The following is a 5,930-nucleotide window of genomic DNA, read 5'->3' on the forward strand; positions in this document are numbered from 1 at the left end:
GATGATTTTATGGTATAATGAATGAAAGTTCGTTTGCTGAAGCAATGGTAAGTTTACTACTACTATTCTTCCCTTCACTTTTTGTTTGGATACAAAAAGTGACAAAAAAATCAAGGCTCCATCAAAAAGGCTACTCCGGGGCTTGCTTCCATTTTTGCACATTTTTCCCTGATGGGTAGTTGCCCCATTTGCAACAATGATCCATTGCATTTCGATTGATGGAGACCCCAACCAATAGTAAAAAATAGTTCCTTTTTCATGGGTGCAACTATCTACCCATAGTACCATCGTTCAACGGATAAAAATAATTTTCGGATGGGTTCATACCTGCTTCGAGACAGATTCGAGGCAAGTTCGATATTGTTTCGGCAAATGCCGAAGGAGTGTGCTTTTGGTATGGGTGTTGCCAAATACCCGTCGAAGTCCGGCCCAGGGATTTCCTACATAGCCGCCAAACAACACCACCAGTCTTTTCCGGACTATCATCCATCCTCTACTACTTTTAGTGTCCTAGGGTTAGGGTGTACCCATTCCTATTCTCCTATTTTGCCCCAACTTTTTTATCCGATTGTTTTCAACCCGACAGGGCCTTGTACCGGTGTACCGGTATGGTAGGTACAAGAAAACGCCTCTACTCGCTACTAGTTTAGCTGCCGTAACGCCAACACTTCAGCCGCGGAGAAGTAATGGCCATTGCTAACCATTTAAAAACAAAACACTATGGCAAGAATTACCAAAGGTATCCTGGGCCCTGTGAATGGGAAAGTGGGTACCGTTGTGGGCAGTAACTGGCGGGGTATTGACTACATCCGCAGCAAATCTGCCCCCAAAAAAGGACAAGCAACGCTGGCACAGCTTGACCAGCAAATGCGGTTTACCCTGATGACCGGCTTTTTACAAAGCGTAAAAGGAATGGTACAGGTAGGGTTTCAAAAAGCAGCGCAAAAACAAACCGCTTTGAATGCTGCGCTGAGTTATAACCTGAAAAATGGCACCACGGGCTTGTACCCCAACATTAGTTTGCAATACAACATGTTGCTGCTGAGCCGGGGCGATTTACCCAATGCCCAAAATGTGGGTGCTGTTGCCGGCACTGTTGGTAAGGTGAATTTTATTTGGACCAATAACGGCAATACCGGTAAGGCCAAGGATGATGATATTGCCCTGATTACCGTGTATTGTCCGGATACCCTCCATGCCATTTACACGGTGAATGGTCCTGCACGCAGTACAGAGCAGGCAATCATGGACGTAAGTCAGTTTAGCGGGAAAACCGTTGAAACCTGGATGGGCTTTATCTCTGCCGATGGCAAAGAAATCGCCAATAGCCTGTACACCGGACAGGTAGCTGTATTGTAAACCCAACGATACCCCCTTGCTGCACAGCAAATAGCCCCACTGATTCGCTGCTTAGTGCTTGTAAAGCAGGGGGTATGGTTACAAAAAATCAACCTATGTTATTGTATTTATTCAGAACCTATCAAAAAGAAGGTACCAATGGAGAACTCTGGCGTCAACAACAACGGATTGGCTATACCATTGAGTTACCCTGGCAACAGAATTTGCCCCAAATTTCCTGTATTCCTGAAGGCATGTACACCCTGGAACGAAGGGAGAATGACCGTTTCGGCACCCATATCGCCGTATTGGAAGTGCCTTCCAGAAAAGGCATTCTGATTCATCCGGCCAATGATGCCCTACGCGAATTGCGGGGTTGTTTGGCACCGGTGAAGCAACTAACAGGAGCCGGACGGGGTATTTTATCGCGACAGGCCATGCAGGAGTTATTGGAATACCTGCAACCGGCTTTTGATCGGGATGAAAAAGTGCAGTTATTGATTTTGAATGTGCAAGACCAACTCAAAACCCTGGCCCGGCCGGGGCAATGGTAAACCCATTTTTTTACAATTAAAACGAACAATTATGCAACAAATTTGGCAAAGGGCCCAGGCGCCCACACCTTTATTTTTTAAGCGACTGCGCAGCCTGGCATTGGCATTAAGCGCAATAGCCACGGCTATTTTAACGGCACCGGTCAGTTTACCGCCCTTGGTGGTAACAGTAGCCGGTTATGTGCTCACTGCCGGCACGGTTGCCGGTGCCATTAGTCAGTTAACCGTAGCAGCAGATGCCACCACCCCGCCGCTACCGCCGGACAATCCGGCAACGGAGCCCAACAACCAAGCGGTAGATGAGTGAACAGCGACCGGTACTCATTGCTACGATTGGCGGCACCCTTACTGCGTGGTGGCAGGCCCTACAATCGAGTGAGCCCTTTCATACGGCCCTATTGGCCATAGAGGGTGCGGTAATCAGTTATGGCACTACCCTGTTGTTACAATGGTGGCGAAAAAAACGCCGATAAGTTCCAAGCCATCGGCCAAAAACCGATGGCTTTTTGATTGAACCGTTCAAGAAAGGGTGTACAAATAGTAACTCTAACGGAATGACCTTGCTGACCATTTTTCTAACCATTTAAATTTTTTTGCCACTGCAACAGCTTATGCAATACCCGGGTTGAATGATGCTTTTCCATCTAGGCCTGTATGTAATAAATTATTTTCAAATAACAAAGAAATATTATTGACCATTTGTGAATAAATATATTTTATAACATATATAACCATATCCAACATTAACTATATTCAACATATATTTTAAAAATAGTAAAATCCAATATCGTATGCTATCATTGATCCATCAATTACAGCATTTGTTACAGGTATGCTTTTCAAACGCAAACCTACACATATGGATACAACAAGCCAAAGCTGCTATCCCCATTGTACTGAGTTTACGGCAATCGCTGCAAAATCGTATCAAGACGCGGGAAGCAATTAACCCTTCCGACTTACAAACATTGGAAGCGCATTGTCATGATTGGCTAAACGGCATTGCCGAATACGGGGAAGGCAAACCCATTGCAGTCCATAAGCTGGATGCACTGGTTACCGAATGGGTGGTTTTGTATACCCTATTACACCGGCAATACTCCAATATTCCCTTTATAGGCCCGGTACCCGAACTTGTAAAGCAATACCATAGCCACCAATGCATGGAGCTATTACAACAATGGCGGGAGGGCCGGGGCAATGTGCCGGTTCATGCCATGTATGACTGTTGTGTACAAATAGTGGTTCGCAGACTTGAAAATGACGAAACCCTCTATTTTGAACAAATGCATCGGGTATGCCAATTGATAAAGATGGTAACCCGACTGGATTGTCCTACCGATAGCGCCGGTGCAGAACGTTTGTTACTATTGCTATTATCAGAAAATTGCAATGACCCTATATTCATTGCACAGGCATTTGATTGTTGGGTGAATAGGGCCCAAGATACACAAAGCCTGACCGAGACCTTGGAATACTGGTTAGAAATAGAACAACACATATTGATATGGCAGCAGGAACAGAAGCCGGCCTTGTACCCTCACAAACAGGGCTGCGGTGCCGCGCTATTGGCTTTGGTACAAAAAGAACGGGAAAAATTGCAGCTTTGGCAGCAGCCCTGCCTTGCAGCAGTAAGCGATGACAAATTGCATCGATTGAATACCCGCCTTACCCTTTCCGAATTGGCCATTATAATGCGTTTATTACAGGAAACCGGCGTATTGCAGCACCGGGTAATGATGGACTATTTTCGCAGCTGGGCACAATGGGTGCAAACGGGTACCAATAAGCCCATTGCGGCAGAATCGCTGAAAAGCCGGTATTACCAACCCGAACCTTCAGCATTGCGGAAAGTAAAAGATTTATTGCTGGAGATGCGGAATAAATTGGCGGAGTGGTAAAACAAAGGGGAGCGGTGGGTAGCTCCCCTTTTTATTGGATGGAATAGCAAATGGTGTGTTCCGCACCTGCCACCTCTACTTCTTCCCCGCAGTAGCTTCTCTACACAAAGCCATTTGCGTTGAGGAATGTTGCCGGGAGGCTGCACTGTTTGTAACAAATTTTTTCCCTAGTGGTTGGTGTCCCCACCAACCACATCACGCTCCCTTCCCCGCAGTATCTACCTTTGGCAAGAGCTTTTTTCTTTGTACCTATTCACACAAAGTTTATTACATTGATGGAAGCTTATGGGGGGATGCTGCGGTGTTGGCAACCCATATTCGTTCCATTTCGGTTGGTGGGGACACCCACCGATAGCATTTACCCAATACCACGAGAAATGGGTGCTGACCAAGGGTGGTCCTTTAATTCCCATGCAATGAACAGCGGTGGAATTGAAAACAGATATGGCTATCCCAAGCCAACAGACCAAACAAATGGAATGGCAGTACACCCGCTAGGTATGCTAGGTTACTATGAGTGTAAATGGGTATCTTTTTTGTATTCCCGAAGCCGAAGTTGAAGGAAAAACCCCAAGCCTAATACAATTAAAATGATAGCACCACCATCGAGGGGTGCAGAAAAGTACCCGCCTCCGGGTGGGTTACCTCCACTACCGGGTCCCCCACCTCCCGGACTCCCAAAAGTACCTATGGTAGGTGCATTGGTTCCGGTAATTGGTGTTATTGTATTGCCCGGTGCCGTTGGATCAGGGCTTAAGCCAATGGCCCCATTGCTGATGCCATTGCTGATTTGTAAGCGGCTATTGCCGATACCATAACGTTGCTGCCCTCCGTTCATTGGTCTATTGTTCACGCCCCCCCCCAAGGGATTGCCCAATCCCAGTCCCCCACCCAACTGGGCTTGAACCGGTATCGCTGCCCATACGAAGGCCAAAATCAGGCAGGCATTGCGACAAAATAAATATAGCTGCTTCAGATTCACCGGATAAAATTAATGGTTTTGAATAATAAGGGTTTGGGTAAATTGTACCGCCGGGTTTTGCACCGATGACAATTGTAAATAATAAGTACCGGCTGCCAAACGGGTATTCCATTGCAAAGCCTGTGCCGAACTGCCATTGCCAATACTGATTTGATTGGCATACACCCGCTGCCCATTGTTATTGTACAACTGAATATAGTATAGCCCAGTTGGCAGGTTTTCCGTACTTAGGGCAATGCTTTGTCCATCACTGGGATTGGGGTAAATGCGGATTTGCCTATCTTTCCCAAGGGCGGTTACCCGAACGATATTGGAATACAAGGTACGATCGGCAGCTAAGGCCCGAATGCGGTACCAGAGGGTACCGGCAGGCGTCGGTATATCCACATAGCCAAAAGCCGTATCATGCACATTGGCAACTTGTCCCACCGGCATAAAATGCAGGCTATCGGTACTGCGTTCAAAGGTATAATCGGGACCGGTAGCGGCCAGGTTATCGGGCGCAGTGCCCAATAAATGGTAGCCCCCATTCATGGCTTGCACCTGCAAACCAATGGCGGACGCATTGGTTAAGGCCTGGGTGCGAACCACGCTAAAGCGGTGCAAATAAGTGGCGGTATCGGTGGTTGGGGTAAACGACAGGCGTAAGGTGTCGCCGTTGTTCACGGGATAGAGTTTTTGGGTATAGGCATCATAAATAGCCCAACCGGCAGGGATTTGATCCCCGGCGGCCACAAAGGTGTAGGGTTCATGGAGATGCAGGTTCCACAAGGCAACCGGCAGGGTATCGCCTAGGGCCAATTGCTGTATTTTTTGGATACTCCAGTTTTGTGCTTGAGCATGGAAGGCCATATTTTCGGTGGGGTTCCGGAATTTATGGGCATCTTCCCCAATAATAGATGAGTTATGGAAATCGCTGCGTTGTGCCAATAAAGCCCCATCGCGGGTTTGCCCTTGGGCATTCAATAAAGTCAGGTACAATTTGGTCATGGGTGCAGCCTGGGAAAATACCCCGGTTAAATTAGCGGGATTGGTATTTTTATTCGCCTCGGTTACAATAAATTGGCGGGTATTGGTAGTGAAATCATTTTGTAAAAAAATGGATTGGCCCGGTTGAATATACTGATTAGCAGCACTACCGGCAACACTTGGTCC

Annotated in this window: 7 protein-coding genes; 5 read left to right on the plus strand and 2 right to left on the minus strand. The window is 47.0% G+C overall.

Annotated features, from left to right (window positions below):
• Window positions 1–720: 720 nt before the first annotated feature.
• The 5 genes from ACP5P5_RS13195 (at window position 721) to ACP5P5_RS13215 (ending at window position 3,793) form a co-directional block, all read left to right on the plus strand.
• Window positions 721–1,359 carry a DUF6266 family protein gene (locus ACP5P5_RS13195; protein WP_428286580.1) on the plus strand — a complete coding sequence of 213 codons (639 nt, stop codon included), beginning with the start codon at window positions 721–723 and terminating at the stop codon, window positions 1,357–1,359.
• Window positions 1,360–1,433: 74 nt separating this feature from the next.
• Window positions 1,434–1,892, plus strand: a complete 459-nt coding sequence (locus tag ACP5P5_RS13200) for a DUF5675 family protein (protein WP_428286581.1) — start codon at window positions 1,434–1,436, stop codon at window positions 1,890–1,892.
• A 31-nt stretch (window positions 1,893–1,923) separates the two neighbouring features.
• Window positions 1,924–2,199, plus strand: coding sequence for a hypothetical protein (locus ACP5P5_RS13205; RefSeq protein ID WP_428286582.1), 276 nt, complete (start codon window positions 1,924–1,926; stop codon window positions 2,197–2,199).
• Window positions 2,192–2,365, plus strand: coding sequence for a hypothetical protein (locus ACP5P5_RS13210; RefSeq protein ID WP_428286583.1), 174 nt, complete (start codon window positions 2,192–2,194; stop codon window positions 2,363–2,365). The genes ACP5P5_RS13205 and ACP5P5_RS13210 overlap by 8 nt, the downstream gene beginning before the upstream one ends.
• 318 nt (window positions 2,366–2,683) lie before the next feature.
• Window positions 2,684–3,793, plus strand: a complete 1,110-nt coding sequence (locus tag ACP5P5_RS13215) for a hypothetical protein (protein WP_428286584.1) — start codon at window positions 2,684–2,686, stop codon at window positions 3,791–3,793.
• Between the two features lie 511 nt (window positions 3,794–4,304).
• Here ACP5P5_RS13215 and ACP5P5_RS13220 read toward each other — a convergent pair.
• On the minus strand, window positions 4,305–4,727 hold the full coding sequence (locus tag ACP5P5_RS13220; RefSeq protein WP_428286585.1) for a hypothetical protein: 423 nt from the start codon (window positions 4,725–4,727) through the stop codon (window positions 4,305–4,307).
• A 57-nt stretch (window positions 4,728–4,784) separates the two neighbouring features.
• On the minus strand, window positions 4,785–5,930 hold a 1,146-nt coding region (locus tag ACP5P5_RS13225), incomplete at its 5' end, for a T9SS type A sorting domain-containing protein (protein WP_428286586.1).

It is taken from the genome of Hydrotalea sp., from assembly GCF_049968455.1.
Classification (GTDB): domain Bacteria; phylum Bacteroidota; class Bacteroidia; order Chitinophagales; family Chitinophagaceae; genus Hydrotalea.